General features: G+C 61.8%; 16 protein-coding genes. 5 read left to right on the top strand and 11 right to left on the bottom strand.

What is annotated here, in order from left to right:
• Positions 1–82: 82 nt before the first annotated feature.
• Together L1F06_RS24365 and L1F06_RS24360 are read left to right on the top strand one after the other, a co-directional pair.
• Positions 83–673 (top strand): biliverdin-producing heme oxygenase, encoded by a 591-nt coding sequence (locus tag L1F06_RS24365; RefSeq protein WP_129483808.1) that lies wholly within the window; start codon positions 83–85, stop codon positions 671–673.
• The gene (locus tag L1F06_RS24360) at positions 666–1,064 is read left to right on the top strand and encodes a YbaN family protein (protein ID WP_129483807.1); all 399 of its coding nucleotides are present in this window, start codon (positions 666–668) and stop codon (positions 1,062–1,064) included. Before L1F06_RS24365 ends, L1F06_RS24360 begins: the two co-directional genes overlap by 8 nt.
• 336 nt (positions 1,065–1,400) lie before the next feature.
• On the opposite strand, the gene L1F06_RS24355 is transcribed toward L1F06_RS24360, so the two are convergent.
• The 7 genes from L1F06_RS24355 to zur all read right to left on the bottom strand — a co-directional run bounded on the left by L1F06_RS24355 (position 1,401) and on the right by zur (position 7,175).
• Positions 1,401–2,171, bottom strand: a complete 771-nt coding sequence (locus tag L1F06_RS24355) for a MetQ/NlpA family ABC transporter substrate-binding protein (protein WP_129483806.1) — start codon at positions 2,169–2,171, stop codon at positions 1,401–1,403.
• A 57-nt stretch (positions 2,172–2,228) separates the two neighbouring features.
• On the bottom strand, positions 2,229–2,897 hold the full coding sequence (locus tag L1F06_RS24350; RefSeq protein ID WP_003241206.1) for a methionine ABC transporter permease: 669 nt from the start codon (positions 2,895–2,897) through the stop codon (positions 2,229–2,231).
• On the bottom strand, positions 2,897–3,904 hold the full coding sequence (locus L1F06_RS24345; RefSeq protein ID WP_129483805.1) for a methionine ABC transporter ATP-binding protein: 1,008 nt from the start codon (positions 3,902–3,904) through the stop codon (positions 2,897–2,899). The genes L1F06_RS24350 and L1F06_RS24345 overlap by 1 nt, the downstream gene beginning before the upstream one ends.
• A gap of 182 nt (positions 3,905–4,086) precedes the next feature.
• A complete protein-coding gene (locus tag L1F06_RS24340) occupies positions 4,087–4,926 on the bottom strand; it encodes a PA5502 family lipoprotein (RefSeq protein WP_129483804.1) in 840 nt (279 codons plus the stop codon).
• A gap of 190 nt (positions 4,927–5,116) precedes the next feature.
• Complete coding sequence (gene znuB, locus L1F06_RS24335) at positions 5,117–5,905, bottom strand: zinc ABC transporter permease subunit ZnuB (protein ID WP_003241201.1); 789 nt, start codon at positions 5,903–5,905, stop codon at positions 5,117–5,119.
• Positions 5,905–6,693, bottom strand: coding sequence for a zinc ABC transporter ATP-binding protein ZnuC (gene znuC / locus L1F06_RS24330; RefSeq protein ID WP_003241199.1), 789 nt, complete (start codon positions 6,691–6,693; stop codon positions 5,905–5,907). Before znuC ends, znuB begins: the two co-directional genes overlap by 1 nt.
• Positions 6,690–7,175, bottom strand: coding sequence for a zinc uptake transcriptional repressor Zur (zur, locus tag L1F06_RS24325; protein WP_003241198.1), 486 nt, complete (start codon positions 7,173–7,175; stop codon positions 6,690–6,692). Before zur ends, znuC begins: the two co-directional genes overlap by 4 nt.
• 66 nt (positions 7,176–7,241) lie before the next feature.
• Between zur and znuA the strand changes: the two genes are divergently transcribed.
• The 3 genes from znuA (at position 7,242) to L1F06_RS24310 (ending at position 10,729) form a co-directional block, all read left to right on the top strand.
• A complete protein-coding gene (gene znuA, locus L1F06_RS24320) occupies positions 7,242–8,222 on the top strand; it encodes a zinc ABC transporter substrate-binding protein ZnuA (protein WP_129483803.1) in 981 nt (326 codons plus the stop codon).
• Between the two features lie 146 nt (positions 8,223–8,368).
• The gene (locus tag L1F06_RS24315) at positions 8,369–9,616 is read left to right on the top strand and encodes an MFS transporter (RefSeq protein WP_129483802.1); all 1,248 of its coding nucleotides are present in this window, start codon (positions 8,369–8,371) and stop codon (positions 9,614–9,616) included.
• 120 nt (positions 9,617–9,736) lie between these two features.
• Positions 9,737–10,729, top strand: a complete 993-nt coding sequence (locus L1F06_RS24310; protein ID WP_129483801.1) for a formylglycine-generating enzyme family protein — start codon at positions 9,737–9,739, stop codon at positions 10,727–10,729.
• Here the strand turns inward: L1F06_RS24310 and L1F06_RS24305 are convergent.
• The 4 genes from L1F06_RS24305 to L1F06_RS24290 form a co-directional block, all read right to left on the bottom strand.
• Positions 10,726–11,430, bottom strand: coding sequence for a hypothetical protein (locus L1F06_RS24305; RefSeq protein WP_252576702.1), 705 nt, complete (start codon positions 11,428–11,430; stop codon positions 10,726–10,728). The genes L1F06_RS24310 and L1F06_RS24305 overlap by 4 nt on opposite strands.
• Before the next feature lie 67 nt (positions 11,431–11,497).
• On the bottom strand, positions 11,498–11,788 hold the full coding sequence (locus tag L1F06_RS24300) for a hypothetical protein (protein ID WP_129483800.1): 291 nt from the start codon (positions 11,786–11,788) through the stop codon (positions 11,498–11,500).
• Between the two features lie 321 nt (positions 11,789–12,109).
• Complete coding sequence (locus L1F06_RS24295; RefSeq protein WP_129483799.1) at positions 12,110–12,859, bottom strand: hypothetical protein; 750 nt, start codon at positions 12,857–12,859, stop codon at positions 12,110–12,112.
• Between the two features lies 1 nt (position 12,860).
• Entirely contained in the window at positions 12,861–16,283 is a 3,423-nt protein-coding gene (locus tag L1F06_RS24290) for a T6SS effector BTH_I2691 family protein (RefSeq protein ID WP_129483798.1), read from the bottom strand.
• Positions 16,284–16,288: the final 5 nt, after the last annotated feature.

Here is a 16,288-nt window from a genome sequence, read left to right as displayed (position 1 = left end):
GTGGTGGTCGATCGCTCTGCCTTCGTCTCGGGGTGTCAGGTGCAGGCTGCCTCAATCCATGTCAGTCACAAGCGAGCCCTTCATGAGCGCCTCTTCCCAGCTTTCCCATCCGCTGCGCTCGCAGCGTCTGAACCAGATCACCCACGAGCCGCACAGCCGCCTCGACAATCTGGTGAAAAGCCACGACCCCTTCGCCAGCCCGGAGCGCTTCGCCCATTTCGTCGCGGCCCAGTACCTGTTTCAGCGCGACCTGCAGAACCTCTACAACGATCCCGCGCTGATCGAGCTGGTGCCGGACCTGCCGCAGCGCTGCCGCGTGCAGCACACCGTGCTGGACCTGGCCGACCTGAAGCGCGGGCTGCCCGAGGGCGACGAGCGTATTCGCAATCGTCAGATGGGGCTTGGCGAGGCACTGGCCTGGCTGTTCGTCTCCGAGGGCTCCAAGCTCGGCGCCGCCTTCCTGCTCAAGCGCATGCCGGCGCTGGGGCTGAGCGAGACCTTCGGCGCACGTCACTTGGGCGAGCCGGAGGGCGGCCGGGCTCAGGGCTGGAAAGCCTTTACCGCGGTACTCGACAGCGTCGAACTGGATGCCGAGCAGGAGCGCCTGGCCGAAGCGGCGGCCATCGCTGCCTTCGAGCGCTTCACCGAGCATCTGGAGCGCTGTTTTGCCTGAAACCCGGCTGGCGCGCGCGGCCTGGCAGCGCTGGCTGTGGTTGCTGCTGGCCTACCTGTGTATCGGCATTGCCATGCTCGGTGTGGTGCTGCCGGGGCTACCTACCACCGAGTTCGTTCTGCTGGCGGCCTGGGCGGCCTCGCGCAGTTCGCCGCGCCTGGCCGCCTGGCTGGAGAACCATCGCCTGTTCGGCCCGCTGCTGCGTGACTGGCGGCTGCACGGCGTGGTGCTGCGGCGCACCAAGTGGGCGGCCAGCCTGAGCATGCTGCTGGCCTTGAGCATTCTGCTGCTGACCGTCGATCACCTGCCTTCGGTGCTGTTCGCCGCCGCCGGCATGAGCTGCGGTGCGCTCTTTATCTGGACGCGGCCGGAGAAGCCCAGAGTCAGGTAGGGCGCGCCGTGCGCACCGACGAGTTCGGATGAGCGTAGCCCGGATGCAATCCGGGGCTGTGGCGAGGTTGGGCCTGGTGCGCACGGCGCACCCTACGGAAAGAGCATGCTCACTCCGGGCAATCCAAGGTCAGGGCCGCCCTAAGCGGCGTCAAAGATTGTTCCCGGCGATTACGGCTGCGTAGGGTGCGCTGTGCGCACCGCCAAATGCCGAGGTAGTCGCGGTGCGCATGGCGCACCCTACGACCGCGAACTAGCCGACGCATTCCACGCATAAAAATGCCGCGCGGCTTTGCAGCGGCGCGGCATCGGGTGCAGCTCGGGGTGTCAGCGGCGATCAGAACGCCGGGACGACGGCGCCTTTGTACTTCTCTTCGATGAACTGCTTCACCTCGGCGCTGTTCAGCGCCTTGGCCAGCTTCTGCATGGCGTCGCTGTCCTTGTTGTCCGGACGGGCGACCAGCAGGTTGACGTACGGCGAGTCGCTGCCCTCGATGGCCAGGGCGTCCTGGGTCGGGTTCAGCTTGGCCTCGAGGGCATAGTTGGTGTTGATCAGGGCAGCGTCGACCTGGCTCAGCACGCGCGGCAGGGTGGCCGCTTCCAGTTCACGCACCTTGATCGCCTTGGGGTTCTCGGCGATGTCCTTGGGCGTGGCGAGGATGCCGGCTTCCGGCTTGAGCTTGATCACCCCGGCCTGCTGCAGCAGCAGCAGGGCACGGCCGCCGTTGGTGGCGTCGTTGGGGATGGCCACGGTGGCGCCCTGCGGCAGCTCGCTCAGGTTCTTGTGCTTGCTGGAGTAGGCGCCGAAGGGCTCGACGTGCACACCGATCACGCTGACCAGCTCGGTCTTGCGGCTGGCGTTGAACTCGTCCAGGTACGGCTGGTGCTGGAAGAAGTTGGCGTCGAGGTTCTTCTGCTGCACCTGCAGGTTGGGCTGCACGTAGTCGGTGAACACGCGCACCTTCAGCTCCACGCCTTCTTTGGCCAGCAGCGGCTTGACCACTTCCAGGATCTCCGCGTGCGGTACCGGAGTAGCGGCGATGTTGAGGGTTTCGGCCTGGGCCGAGAAGGCCGCGAAGGCGGCCAGGGCAGTCAGCAGTTTCTTCATTTCAAGGTTCCTTTTGGGAAGGTTGGCGCGGGTCCCGCGGGTGGCGGGTCGCCGCTTTCATTTACGGGAAAAATGCACCACCAGCCGATCACCGACCATCTGCAGCACCTGCACCAGGATCAGCAGCAGGATCACGGTCACGGCCATCACGTCTGGCTGGTAGCGCTGGTAGCCGTAGCGCACCGCCAGGTCGCCGAGGCCGCCGCCGCCGATCAGGCCGCTCATGGCGGTGTAGGAGACCAGGGTGATGGCGGTGACGGTGGCCGCCGCCAGCAGGCCGGGCAGGGCCTCGGGCAGCAGCGCGCGGGTGATGATCTGCCAGGTGCTGGCGCCCATGGCCTGGGTCGCCTCGATGATGCCGCGCTCCACTTCGCGCAGGGCGGTTTCCACCAGGCGCGCGAAGAACGGCGTGGCGCCCACCACCAGCGGCGGGATGGCCCCGGCGACGCCCAGCGAGGTGCCGACCAGCAGCTCGGTGAGCGGGATCATCAGGATCAAGAGGATGACGAAGGGCACCGAGCGCAGGATGTTCACCACCAGCGACAGCGCGCCGTACAGCGCCCTCTGTTCGAACAGCTGACGCGGGCCGGTGAGGAACAGCAGCACGCCGAGCGGCAGGCCAAGCAGCACGGTGAACAGCATCGAGCCGAGCAGCATGTTCAGGGTGTCGAGGCTGGCCTGCCAGATTTCCGGCCAGAACACGTTGGGCAGCAGTTGTTCGAGCATCAGCGCAGTACCTCCAGATGCACGTCGGCGGCGCCGAAGCGCGCCAGCGCGGCGTCGATGTCGCCACCGGTCAGGGCCAGGGTGAGCTGGCCGTAGGGGGTGTCCTTGATGCGGTCGATGCGCCCGGCGAGGATGCTGTAGTCCACTCCGGTCTCACGGGCCACGGTGCCCAGCAGCGGGGCGTAGGTGGCCTCGCCCTGGAAGGTCAGGCGCAGGATGCGCCCCGAGACGTGGGCGAAGTCGTCGCGCTGCTCGTCCTCGTCGACGTGCTCGGACTCCAGCACGAAGCGCCGTGTGGTCGGGTGCTGCGGATGCAGGAAGACGTCGGCCACCTGGCCTTCCTCGACGATGACGCCGGCATCCATTACCGCCACGCGGTCGCAGACGCGGCGGATCACATCCATCTCGTGGGTGATCAGCACGATGGTCAGGCCCAGTTCGCGGTTGATCTCGGCCAGCAGCTGCAGCACCTGGCCGGTGGTCTGCGGGTCGAGGGCGCTGGTGGCCTCGTCGCACAGCAGGATCTTCGGCCGCGTGCTCAGCGCCCGGGCGATGCCGACGCGCTGCTTCTGCCCGCCGGAGAGCTGCGCGGGGTACTTCTTCGCATGATCCTGCAGGCCGACGCGGACCAGCAGCTCGGCGACGCGGGCCTCGATCTCGGCGCGGCTCAACTCACCGGCCAGGCGCAGCGGCATGGCGATGTTGTCGGCGACGGTTTTCGACGACAGCAGGTTGAAGTGCTGGAAGATCATCCCGACCTGCTGGCGGAAGCGGCGCAGGCCCGTGGCGTCGAGGGCGGTGACGTCGATGCCGTCGATCTCGATGCGTCCGCCGGAGGGCTCCTCCAGGCGGTTGATCAGGCGCAGCAGGGTACTCTTGCCGGCACCGGAGTGGCCGATGATGCCGAACACCTGACCGCTGCCGATCTGCAGCGTGGTGGGCTGCAGCGCCGGAATCTCGCGGCCGGCGACGCGGTAGGCCTTGTGGACGGATTGAAACTGGATCACGCGAACGACCTTTTGGGTATGTTCAGGGGCGAGCTTCACGGTAGTCGAGCTCGCCGTTGGGCGCCGGATGGGCGCAAAGGGGCGCTAGTCTACCCGGCGTTGTTTAGGCCGAGAAAATCTTTGTTGGCCTATGGTTATTACAAAATCGCATTACGGATAAGCGCCCGGCGCGCAGCGCTGACTCAGCTGCGCTGCGGGCTCAGCAGCAGGCGCGGCGTCTGCTGGGGTGCGATCTTCTGGCTCAGTTGCGGGCGGAAGCTCGGGTCGAGCTTCTTGATCCGCGCCGACAGCAACGCGGCGACCCAGGGATAGTCCTTGGCCTCGCGCACTTCGATGCGCACGGCGCAGCGAAAGGTCACGACATCCGCGGCCACGCTGTCGAGCAGGCGGCGCAGATTCTCGTTGTCCTGATTGTCCAGCATCGGCATGGCCACCGCGCTGCTCGCCGCGTTGGGGTCGATCACCCGGGCCTTGGGCGTGCTCTGCACGGCGGGCGCCGGTTGGCTGACGACCGGGCTGGCAACGCTGGCACTGGCCTGACGCTCGCTGGCCGCGCGCTGCTGGCGCAATTGCGCCTCGCGTTCGGCATCCGCTCTGGCTGCGGCCTCGCGCACCTGCTGTGCGGCGGCGGCCTGGCGGGCGGCGCGGGCGCTGTCGATGGCCTGATTGAGATCGTGGCTCAGGGCGGGCGCCTGCGGCATCAGGCTGCGGGCGTGGCCCAGCGCCTGCGCGGCGCGATCCAGATCGCCCTGCTGCAGCGCCTCGCGGCCCTGCTCCATATAGGCCTCGGCCAGCTGGCGCTGATACTGCTCCAGGCGCGTATCGCCGCGGGCCTGCTGTTGCAGGACGCCGAGCTGGCGGCTGGCTTCGTCCAGGCGCTCCTCGGCCAGGCTCAGGTCGAGCTGGCGGAAGGCGACGACCAGCTCGTCCACCGGCGGAAGGCTTTGCTGCTGGCTGCTCTGGCAGCCGGCCAGAAGCAGAACCAGAAAAAGCGGAAGACCACGAAAAACGAACGACTTCATTACAGTGCGTCTCGAGTTGTGCAAAAAACGCGCAATCATACAGGGTTGCGGCAGCGATTTCACGCTGCTCGGGGCTCTCGCCACTAACCGGAAAGGGCTGGGGAGAAAGATGAGCCGTAGCCCGGATGCCATCCGGGAACAACGTGGCGCAGCTTTCCCGGATTGCATCCGGACTACGCGCGACGCGCCGTCAGCCGCTGCGTTTGGGCAGGGCAAAGCTGGCCAGAAATAGCGCTGCGGCGCTGACCACGATGGACGGCCCGGCCGGCGTGTCCTGGTACCAGGACATGGCGAGGCCCGCGCACACCGCCACCAGGCCGAGCAGGCTGGCGCCCACGGCCATCTGCTCCGGCGTGCGCGCGTGGCGCTGGGCGGCGGCGGCAGGGATGATCAGCAGCGAGGTGATCAGCAGCACGCCGACGATCTTCATCGCCACCGCGATCACCACCGCGATCAGCAGCATCAGGGCCAGGCGAATCGCCGCCACCGGCAGGCCTTCGACCCGCGCCAGCTCCTCGTGTACGGTGATCGCCAGCAGCGGTCGCCACAGCCAGGTCAGCAGGGCCAGCACCAGCGCGCTGCCGCCGATGATCCAGGCCAGGTCGCTGGGGCTGACGGCGAGCAGGTCGCCAAACAGGTAGCCCATCAGGTCGATGCGCACTTCCTGCATGAAGCTCAGCACCACCAGGCCAAGCGACAGGGTGCTGTGCGCGAGTATGCCCAGCAGCGTGTCGGAGGCCAGCGGCTGGCGCTGCTGCAGGGTCACCAGCAGCACGGCGAGCAGCACGCAGCCGACGGTCACCGCCAGCGTCGGGTTGACGTCCAGCATCAGGCCCAGCGCCACGCCGAGCAGGGCGGCGTGGGACAGGGTGTCGCCGAAGTAGGCCATGCGCCGCCACACCACGAAGGAGCCGAGCGGGCCGGCCACCAGGGCCAGCGCCAGGCCGGCGAGCAGGGCGTTGATCAAAAAGTCGGGCATCAGTGCTTGCAACCGGGTCCGTGAACGTGGGCCGGGCCGTGAATGGTCAGGCCGGCCTTGACCACGCCGCCATGCAGGTCGTGAGCGTGGTCATGATGGTGGTGATAGACGGCCAGGCTCTTGGCGTCCTGGCCGAACAGCTCGATGAAGGCCGGATCGCCGCTGACCTGTTCCGGATGCCCGGAGCAGCACACGTGGCGGTTGAGACAGACCACCTGATCGGTGGCACTCATCACCAGGTGCAGGTCGTGCGACACCATCAGCACGCCGCAGCCGTGACGCTCGCGCAGGCGCGAGATCAGCCGGTACAGCTCGGCCTGGCCGGCGACGTCGACGCCCTGCACCGGTTCGTCGAGCACCAGCAGCTGCGGCTCGCGCAACAGCGCGCGGGCCAGCAGCACGCGCTGCATCTCGCCGCCGGAAATGCTCTGCAGCGGGCTGTCGATCACCTGCTCGGCGCCCACTTCGGCCAGCGCCGCCAATGCGCGGTTGCGATCCACCCCCGGTACCAGGCGCAGAAAGCGCAGCACCGATAGCGGCAGGGTGGCGTCGACATGCAGTTTCTGCGGCATGTAGCCGATACGCAGGCGTGGCGCGCGGCGCACGTTGCCACGCTCGGGCTGGAGCAGGCCGAGTACCACGCGCACCAGGGTGGTCTTGCCGGCGCCATTGGGGCCGATCAGGGTGACGATCTCGCCGGGCCGCACGCTGAGCTGCACGTCGTCCAGCACGGCCTGGCCGTTGAAGCTAACCGCGACCCCGTCGAGACGGATCAGGGCGTCGTTCATGCCTTGCCCTTGCAGCCTGCGCACAGGCCGACCACTTCCACGGTCTGGCTTTCCACGGCGAAACCAACGCCGGCCGCCCCGTCGACGATGGCCTGGCTGATGGCCGGCTGTTCCAGTTCGGTGGCGGCGTGGCAGCTCCGGCAGATCAGGAACTGGCCCTGGTGCGCGTGCTCCGGATGGCTGCAGCCGACGAAGGCGTTGAGCGAGGCGATGCGGTGCACCAGGCCGTTTTCCAGAAGGAAATCCAGCGCGCGATAGACGGTCGGCGGCGCCGCACGGCGGCCGTCTGCCTCGCTCAGCACGCCGAGGATGTCGTAGGCGCCGAGCGGCTTGTGGCTGGCCCAGACCAGCTCCAGCACCCGCTTGCGCAGGGCGGTCAGGCGCAGGCCCTGACGGGCGCAGATGGCTTCGGCCTCGGCCAGGGCATGGCTGACGCAGCGGGAATGGTCGTGGGGGCGCGAGGCCAGGGGCGTGTCGGTCATGGGCAAGGACGGCGCAGGTGAGAGACGTTATTATATTACCCGTTCAATCCCGCCCGAGTATGCCCCGTGTCGCGTCTTTTCTGCCTCATTACCTTGCTGTTCGTCGCCAATGCCCAGGCCGAGGTGCGCCTGCTTACCAGCATCAAGCCGCTGCAACTGATCGCCGCGGCGGTGCAGGACGGCGTCGGTTCCCCCGATGTGCTGCTGCCCCCGGGCGCCTCGCCGCACCATTACGCGCTGCGTCCGTCGGACGTGCGCCGGGTACGCAATGCCGACCTGCTGTACTGGATCGGCCCGGACATGGAAGCCTTCCTGCCACGGGTGCTGGAGGGGCGCAGCAAACCGAACGTGGCGGTGCAGGAGCTGCCCGGCATGACTCTGCGGCGTTTCGGCGACAGCCATGCCGAGGCTCATCATGATGACCATGACCATGACCATGACCATGACCATGACCATGACCATGACCATGACCACGAGTACGAGCACGCGGACGACGGTCTGGGGCACGATCATGACCATCGCCCCGGCAGCCTGGATGCCCATCTCTGGCTGCTGCCGGCCAATGCCAAGCTGATCGCTGCGCGCATGGCCGCCGACCTGGCCAAGCTCGACGCTGCCAACGCCGCGCGCTACGCCGCCAACCTGCAAGCCTTCGAGGCGCGCCTGGATGCCCTGGACGGCCGCATTCGTCCAACTCTGGTGGCGCTGCAGGGCAAACCCTACTTCGTCTTCCACGAGGCCTACGACTACTTCGAGGCCGCCTATGGCCTCAAGCATGCCGGCGTGTTCAGCGTGCTCACCGAAGTGCAACCCGGCGCCCGCCACGTCGCTGCCATGCGCAAGCGCCTGCAGCAGGCCGGGCCCAGCTGCGTGTTCAGCGAGCCGCCTCTGCGCCCGCGTCTGGCCGAAACCCTTACCGCTGGCCTGCCGGTCAAGCTGGCCGAGCTCGATGCCCTGGGAGGCGACCTGCCGGTCACTGCCACCGCTTACGAACAACTGCTGGAAAACCTGGCGGGTGGCCTGGCCGAGTGTCTGGGCAGTTTGTAGGGCGTCGCGGCACCGCCTAGGTTGTGCGCACCATGGATGGTGCGAAAGCCGGTGCGCACGGCGCACCCTACGAACCGTAACCGTCCCCGCATTGCCGCTGACCGGCGCAAACCACTAGGCTTGCGCTTTTGCCGCGAGCGCCTGCCATGTCGCCAACCGCACCTCGCCCATCCAACGCCACGCTGGTGCTGCTGGCCTCGCTCTATTGCGCGCAAGGCCTGCCGTCCGGGCTGATCGCCCACTCGTTTCCGGTGCTTCTGCGTCAGCATGGCGTCGATCTGGCATTGATCGGCCTGCTCAAACTGCTGGCGCTGCCCTGGCTGCTCAAGGTGCTCTGGGCGCCCTGGGTCGACCGCCTGGCCTCGCCGCGACTGGGTCACCACCGTGGCTGGATCCTGCCGCTGCAGACGAGCGTGATCGTCTGCGTGGCCGTGCTGGCGATGCTGGCGCCGCAGACCCTGTTCGGCTCTGGCCTGTGGCTGCTGCTTGGCCTGCTGCTGCTGATCAATCTGCTGGCATCGACCCAGGACATCGCCACTGATGGCCTTACCGTGCGCCTGCTGCCCGAGCGCTGGCGCGGCCTCGGCAACAGTCTGCAGGTCGGCGGCTACAAGGTCGGTATGATCGTCAGCGGCAGCGGCCTGCTGCTGGTGATCGACCCGCTGGGCTGGAACCTGGCGCTTGGCCTGCTGGCCGGCCTGATCCTGCTGATGACCGTGCCGATCTGGCTATTTCCCGAACGCCGCGTTATGCCCTTCCAGCCCGCCCTGGCCGAAACCGCCCTCGGCCCGCGCCTGCTGCTGAACCACTATCGCGGCCTGTTGGCGCAGCCCGGCATGCTCCTGTGGCTGGCGGTGGTGCTGACCTTCAAGCTGGGCGATTCGCTGGGCTCGCCGATGATCAAGCCGATGCTGGTGGACCAGGGCTGGAGCAGTGCAGCGCTCGGCCAACTGACTCTGATCAGCAGCCTGGCCGGCATCGCTGGCGCGGTGCTCGGCGGCCTGCTCTACGCCCGCATCGGCGTACTGCGCGCACTGATCCTGTTCGGCGCCCTGCAGGCCATCGGCATCGCCGCAATGGCGCTGCTGGTGGGGCAGGGCGGCAATGTCGGGCTGGTCTATGCCGTGGCCCTGTTCGAGCAGGTGGCCGACGGCATGTCCACCGTCGCCCTGTTCGCCGCGATGATGCGCATGTGCCGCCCCGAACATGAAGGCGCCGACTTCACCCTGCAGGCCTCGGCACAGGTGTTGCTGTCCGGCTTCGTCGGAGCCAGCAGCGGGGTGCTGGCCAAGGTGTTGGGCTATGAGGGGTTGTTCGTCGGGGCGGGGGTGTTGGGGATGCTGGTGTTGGGCCTCGTGCTGATGCACACGCGCGTGGTGGCTCAGCTTGCATAGAACTAGCTGTCGAAGACGCAGTCAGTCACTCACCAGAGTTTTGCCATGACAGGACGCAGATTTTTCTCTGGCAAGCCTCTGAGCCAGAGCCGCCAAGCGGATTGAATAGGGACGTTGCCGATGAATAACCGATTGTTATCTTTTTTTCTCACGCCGCTGCTGGTGGCCGGCTGTCAGGCACAGTCGCAGCCTTTGCCGAAAAGCGAAAGGCTTGGCCCGGAAAAGGTTGCGGCTATCGCCGAACGTATCGACTCACAGTATCCCAAGCTCTTGTCTGAATTGCGTAGCCAGATGCTCGATACGGTGGTGCGTTCGCTGGATGAGATGGTGTTTATCGAGGGTGGTGAGTTCGAAATGGGGGATTTTGGCGCGCCCTGCGATTTCGACCAGACCAATATGGGCACCTGGCCCTATGGCTACGAGCCGGATGAGCTGTGCCCCATCACCGGCAGTTACGACGATGATCACCTGCACAAGGTACGTTTGAGTAGCTACTACCTGGCGAGTTATCAGACTCGGTTGGGGGCTTTCGATTTGTTCCGTACTAGCCAGGGATTGCCGTTATTTGATGCGGAGTACCGAAAAAGAAAAGACTTAGCTGGTGAATTTGATTCGAACAAGCCCGCTCCACCCAAAGAATGGCAGGAGGCCAAAGACTATTGTCTGTGGCTAGGTCAGCTCAGTGGCTATCCAATTGACTTGCCGACCGAGGCACAATGGGAATATGCCGCCCGCAATCGTGGGCAGTACGTGCAGTTCCCTACGGATACGGGAAGCCTGGACTATGGGCGTAATATCCCTCGTGATGAAGATACTGAAATACATCCCGTTGGGCAGTTCGCCCCGAATCCATTGGGCCTATATGATATGGCAGGTAACGCCACCGACTGGGTCAATGACTGGTATGGCCCTGATTATTACAGGGATTCGCCTGTTGATAATCCACAAGGGCCAACTGCAGGTACCCAGAAGATTCGTCGAGGATCAAACTACTTTGAGTCAGGTTGGCAGTCCGCCAATACAGTTCGACGCTGGGCAGATAAGCCAGAACAGGATGGATATTATCCTGGAACCAGTTTCCGCTGCGCTATTCAGCTCGACCAGAAACTTTAAGAGATAAGGGTTCCCTGTTGGGAACCCTTGCTTTTTTTGGCTAGCCCGTCGAACTGCCCACTGGATCTCGCCGCGATCAGAACGTCGCGCTTGCGCCATGCTTCCGTCGGTGTCCAGGCCAGCACCACACTCGAGCTGGCATCCACGGCATCCACGGCATCCACGGCGTCCGGTAGGCCGCGTACGGCCAGTTGCTCGATAAATCGATTGAACTCCTGCTGTCTATCGAGCAGGCGGTTAAGGCGATTAAGGCTTTCCATCGCATTAACCTTGGCGCCATTCGGCGAACAGTGTTCCAAGGCTTCAATAAAGTGACGCCAGCGGCGATAAAGGTGGCTAAGTAGCAGAACGATTGCCTTTTCCTGATGCTCATGAAAGCTTTCTACATAATGCTCACTAAGTACATACAACATCGGACCGACGGTTTGCGGTGGCAGTTTGTCCCGAGGTAAGCGCTTGCCATTTATCAGTACGGCGCGATTAGTTAGAAGGTAGCGGGCTGGGTTTTCTGCCTCGACCATGGAGGCGCTACGCCTTCTACACCAAAGGGAGATCTTCTGAGCACCATTTTCAAACGCTTGGATTGCAGCAGTACCGGGTGCGCTTGCCACTTGGTACAAACCCAATCGAGCCGAGCTGAAAATCATAGCATCGCTCTGGATACCGTGTTCTTCGAGCACTTGGGCGATGATCTTTTCCACCGTCAGATGCTGGAAGATACGCTTTAAATCGTGGTCTGTCCCCGATTCGCTCCTATATTCCTCTTAACTAGTTACCAGAGATATCCTTGCTCATTAGCAACCTGTAAAGACCCAAGGCTTGGCGAAGCCCTATCCCGGCCAGCATGGCAGCACCTATACCGATAAGGACATATCCCCAGGCAGCATCATCTCCCCAGGCAAATTCTTCATGAGCTTTGTATGCGCTAAAAACAAAACCCGCCAAGCCGCCGACTAACAATACGGCGGCACGAAAACCGATATCGAACTTTTCATCCAATTGGCTCATATATTTGTTGAATCTCTCTTTATTTGTGAAATTAGGCCATGTGGCACGCATGGTATTTCACTGAATTTAGTAATGGAGCCCGGCAGGCACGCCCGCGTTGCTGAATGCCTTCACATCATCCTGGCTCCAATGACCATCTGCTCGTGCCTGATCCATGGTGTTCTTGAAGTTCTACATATTCAGAGCGGCAGCCAGGCCGGCCAAGCCCGTGCCCAGGCCGATCGGCGGTGCCGGGAATAGCCAGACGAGTGCGCCAGGGAGGCAGTCTTTTTCGCCGGTATCCAGTGCCAGGCGCAATGGTGCGCGCACTCGCCATTCATGATTGATCAGAAACGATCAAGAGGCCCGCTCATTTCAGTGGTTTCCTAAGCTCTAATCAATTGTCCTGTAATGTATACGTCCTTCTTTTATTGGGATGTTTGGACCTAATTTTTCTTTAAATATCTGGAGGATTTGTTCGGCCATTTTGGGGTGAAAGTATATACGGCAGCTGTAGAAGTTCTCATTTTCTTCCTTGAAGCGAGCTATGTAAGGTTTTGACTCGATTACATTAAAGCCTATTGCGTGGCTTTTGCGGTCATATATGGCTTCATATATTTCATTCCACTCAAAGTCCCACTGTTGAAAGCGAAGCTGAGACTCCTTATATCCTTTGGATGTAGCAATTAAAGCATATACGATACCAAGCCCAGCGCCGCTGGCTAGAGCTCCTAAAGCCATTTCCGGTGATTGTGATAATCCCCAAATAATAAATAAAATATATAATAGCATAAGCCATGGCATGCTAGAAAATAAAAAATCGGGTAAAGCTTTCCAATGACATATTTCTCCTCCAGTATCAGTTAAGCGTATTGCATAAAATTGCTTTAGGAGGAATGTATTAATAAATATAAATAAAGCAAATATGGTGAGCATCAGATTTACCACCCACCCCATAGTTAATGCAAAGTAAGCAAATAGTAGGCAAGGTATTGCGCCTAATCCGCCTAGGCATGCTAACAGAAGCCTTCCGTCAAAGGCCTTAATAGTCCATTCTTTGAGTGCAGGTCTTTTTGGGTGCTTCCAGTCCATTTTTAGGTGATAACTGGGTACCCAGAGTGTCGAAATTCTGAAGATATTCATATTAAGTTATTCTTAAATAATAATAATTACGCTGATTCTCCGGAACTTTCTCCACTAGCATCAAGCTGTCGCTGTCGATAGGCTCGCAAATATGGCTTTTCTCCAGACCGTTTTCCTGCAAGTTACCGACAGTGATATCATCCAACTCGATACTGAATCGGTAGCCGCGTCCGTCCCGGCGTGACACTAAGTCATTTGGGTAGTGAATCTCCAGTTCTAAGCGATCCATACCCTTGGAGTGGGGAAGGCTGACTTCCCAGACTCGAGCCTCACCGGCCTGATAGGGCGCAAAGGCGGTAGTTTTGCGCTCGAAGTCTCCAAGTGCAGCCGTGGGGATCCATTGGCCTCCAGCGATATAACTGCCGTACATGCCAGCGCGGTATCCACTCTGCTTATCGGGCATCCAGAGCAGGCCGTTCTCGATCATGATTGGGTGCAGGCGTATTTGTTTGCCCGCCAGCTCTGCGGGCAGGGCGATCTGCAGCTGAACGCTGCTAGTGCCGTAGGAGCTTTTGGCCGTTTTGGCGCAGATAGTTGGGCGCAGTAGTATTTCGTGTAGTGCCTTTAGCTCGTCGCTGCGGCCTTGAGAAGTATCTGGCCAGTACGGCGCCTTGTCCTTAGTCCAGCAGCAACGCCAGAGCCAGAGCTTCAAGCCTTCTCGTTTGAGATTGTTGGCAATAAAGGTTGCGACCAGATAGGTAACTCCGGCGATAAAGAGAGCCAAAAGCAGCCAGGGAGCGAAAACAAGACCTACGGCACCAAACCCAAATGCGCTAAATAGTCCAGCCCCCAACTGGTAAACCGACAAAAGCCCCATGGAAAAAGCTGCGAATTGTTTTGTTCTCAGTGCAAGCCTTTCATCGCTTCCGCTTGCTTTTTCAGCAGAGCTTTGTAATAGCCATACATCAACACCGTTGGCAATGACGCCCAGCGTTGCCATGCCAGCGGCGCGCAGTGCAAAGGCACGTACCATTGCAGAGAGTTCGGCGTTGGCGCTGACCCAGCTCTGGATGGAGACTTCGGCTAGCTTGGCTGTAACGGGGGTTCTATTGACAATGGCTTCCACGCTCAGCTTGCTGATGTCAGCCCAGCGTGGCATCAAGGCCAGTGCCATTATAGCGTTGCCAAGCTGGGCGCCAGCGCCACTTAGGGCTTTAAGGTCATCTTGGCTCCAGTGTCCATCGGACCGTGCCTGATCCATGGTGTTCTTGAAGTTCCACATATTCAGAGCGGCCACCAAGCTGGCCAAACCAGTGCCCAGGCCGTTGGCCATCCACTTCTTCACGCGCTCCAGGTAGGCGGCATAGTTGCGCCCCTTGAGTTCCATCTGTGCGATGGCTTCGGATTTGCCGAGGGTGTGCAGAAACTCCACTCGTTGCTCGATCAAGGTGGTGCGTTGCTGTACACGGACTTCGCCTCTGGCCAGGATGGCGTCGGGCTCTGCAGCTTTCAGTAGCTGTTGCTCTTCATAGAGTAGGCTCAACTGGCGGTTCGCGGCCGCTTGTTCATGGCGGGCGCCGAAGGTGGCCGTACGGGTCTGTGCGCGAATCTTTTTCTGCAGTTGGGCGAACTTCATGTCCCAGGCCTGCTTCTTGGCACGGTAACCGTGGTCATAGACTACGTAGGGTCTGATCACTTCGGTGTCTATGTGGGTGACCACGATTACTAGCGAATAGGCGATGGGCTTCCAGGTGGGGGCGAACTTCGGGCTGAGTGAAGGCAGCAGTTGGTAGGCCAGGAGCTGCCAGGCTTCGCTAGCGATGGTGCGGGCAACCTTCTGTAGCGTGTCATACGCCTGGCGCGCCGGTTGGCTCATAGCCTGGAACAGCTTGCTGTTACGTACACTATTGTCGTCCAGCACGCTGAAAGTTTCATTGCCGCGGGTGACTACGCTGGTAGCCAAGCCTGGGTCGAGGTTGCCGCTTTCGGCAAAGTTCGTCGCGATCCCTTCGAGCGCGCTTGCCAGTTCGCTGTTGAAGTTGTACATGGCCAGGCCCAGCAGAGTCTTGGGCTTGGCGTAATCCTGGCATAGCCAGTTCTTGCCGGCCTCGGTCTGGCCGAGCACGTCGAACAATCCCTGAGCGGTATGTATGAGCAATGACGATTGTTGTTCAGAACAGGGGTCGAGGAAGACTTTGCCGGGGTCGGTGTGGATGTACTCCAGCCAAGGGATCAGGTCATTGCGGGCTCTGTCGATATGGCGCATTAGCGCAACCAGTTCGACGTGACGATCACGGCGATAGTCGAGTGCTTCCTGATATTTGACCTGCTTACGCAGTGGTGCGCGATCCATCCATAACCGGGCTTTTTTTTCCAGCTTGGCGGCGGTGCCTTTGCCGTACTGGGCGTCGAGCGCTTCTCCCTCCATGCTCAGGGCTTTGGAGCGCCCGAAGCTGCCGCTGGCGTCCAGCACCGGGAGGCTGGGTCTGACCAGTTCCTGGTAACGTTCCAGGTACTTCTGGGCGTCTCGGATGAACACCTGTCTTTTGGCTTCATCCTTGAGCACGCCGGTCGGCCAGTCGCTTTCGTTGAACGGGTCGAGCGGAAGACCGGCGAACATCTCGATATGGCCGGCAACATCAAGACGGTGATGGTGCTTCTCCTCGAACAGGTGTTGCTCGATGTGACGCCCGGTGAGCTGCATGGCCAGATCGTCGACTACGGCCAGCGGATCTTGTAGGGCCAGGAGTAAGGCCGCGTCCTTGTCGGGTACGCTGCCGATAATCTGGTCGCTGCCTATGGCTGGTTTGCATGACTGCTCTGCAGTTTTTGCCTGGGTCGGTAGGGTCGAGGACATGAAGCGGCTATCGTTGCAGGCTGCGCCAGCGTCGACGTCGGCAACCAGCTCGGCGAGACGTGGCAAACGAGCAGCGTGAGGGGCGGCCAGACTCTTGCAGTATCGAGACAGATCGATCTCGCGCATCCACTGGCGCTGCAGCTTGGGGTTGGAACGCATACGTTCACAGGTGCGCCATGTCCATTGCGCGGGTGAGTAGGCAATGAGCAGTGAGCTGGCCTTGGGGTACAGCAAATAAGGCTTGCTGTCGCCCGAGCCGGTGCGCGTGTCTTGGTTGAGTTGTTGGTCACCCCATGCAATACGGATGAATTGGTGGCCCTTGAGTCGGTATTCGTGGAAGGTATTTGCCGTGCGGTCGAATACGTATACCCAGCCGTCGCGGAGCTGGCGAAGGGTATAGGTGCGAGTTTGCAGCCGTGGCATCTCGTCGAGACCTAACCAGTCCTTCGGCAAAGGGTTCGGACCTGGCTGTCCAGCTTTCTTGGGTGACTCATCGATTGCGTAGCGTACGGGGAAGATAGCCACCTGTCCTTGCTTCATCGGGCAATGGCCAGTACTTGTCGCTGAACTATTAGGAAATGTGGCGCGCAGGCTGTCTTTGGCCGCTTGCCTGTTTGAGTCAGTCATGGCGA

This window comes from Pseudomonas hydrolytica (assembly GCF_021495345.1).
In the GTDB taxonomy this organism is placed as follows: Bacteria; Pseudomonadota; Gammaproteobacteria; order Pseudomonadales; family Pseudomonadaceae; genus Aquipseudomonas; species Aquipseudomonas hydrolytica.
This window is presented reverse-complemented; position numbering and strand designations above follow the sequence as displayed.